We start from the raw sequence: 840 nt of genomic DNA on the forward strand, positions 1-840 counted from the left end.
GGGCCGCGCTTCGCGGGCGTCATGACCCGCGAGCGCGGCCACGACCTCGCCTCCCTCGCGCGGCTCGTGGACGCGGGCGAGCTGAGCATCCCCCTGGACCGCACCTTCACCCTCGGGGAGATCGAGGCCGCGCACCGCTACGCGGAGGGCGGCGAGGCGCGCGGCAAGGTCGTCGTGACCGTCGACTGACCCTCGCCCGGCAGCCAGGAGGCCCCGGAGGCGCGCTCCGGGGCCGGACTCGGTGACGGTTACTTCGCGGCGGTGGGGGTGGGCGCCGGGCAGTTCTTCGCCACCGCGAGACGGTTGAGCGTCTCGATGCGCTCGTCGGCTCGGCGGATGACGTCGCTGTTGTTCGTCTCGTTGAGGATGATGCCGGGCCAGAAGAACAGCGCCCAGGCGACGTTCTGTCCGCTGATGCCCTTGTTGCCCTGCGCCTCGGCCTTCACGCTCTGCGCGCGGGAGATGTCGGTGCGGATCTCGTCGCAGCTGAGCTGCGCGTCGGGTTTCGCGCTCTGCGCGTCGTAGCGCGGGGCGCAGCTCGTGGCGGCGAGGGCGGAGGCCAGCATCAGCATCAGCATCTTCTTCATGGGGCTCACGGTAGCCGGACGTGGATGACGGCAGGATGGCGAAGCCGCCAGCCTGTCCAGACAGGTCCGCGTGGTGCGCGGAAGGGCGCGTATACTCCCCGCATGACCGAGCGGCCCGCCGTCCGACCCAGACACGTCGCCCTCGCCCGCGCCCCGCGTGGAGACCTGGTCCCGCCCGAACTCTCCCGTGACGAGCAGGAGCTCGCGGGCGTCTCCCGCGACGCCGCGCACCGACGCGGCGAGGCGCTCGCGC

2 protein-coding genes are annotated in these 840 nt (G+C 72.6%); one reads left to right on the forward strand and one right to left on the reverse strand.

Annotated elements, in window-relative coordinates:
* Window positions 1-189, forward strand: a 189-nt coding sequence (locus DEIPI_RS28380) for a zinc-binding dehydrogenase (protein ID WP_045233612.1), incomplete at its 5' end; no start/stop codon positions are given.
* Window positions 190-248: 59 nt separating this feature from the next.
* Here the strand turns inward: DEIPI_RS28380 and DEIPI_RS0104135 are convergent.
* Window positions 249-587 (reverse strand): hypothetical protein, encoded by a 339-nt coding sequence (locus DEIPI_RS0104135; RefSeq protein ID WP_027480949.1) that lies wholly within the window; start codon window positions 585-587, stop codon window positions 249-251.
* Window positions 588-840 lie beyond the last annotated feature (253 nt).

This window comes from Deinococcus pimensis DSM 21231, assembly GCF_000519345.1.
Taxonomy (GTDB): domain Bacteria; phylum Deinococcota; class Deinococci; order Deinococcales; family Deinococcaceae; genus Deinococcus_A; species Deinococcus_A pimensis.

Excerpts from the sequence above, each read along its gene's own strand:
- DEIPI_RS0104135 (WP_027480949.1), bottom strand. The coding sequence starts at position 587 with ATGAAGAAGATGCTGATGCTGATGCTGGCCTCCGCCCTCGCCGCCACG.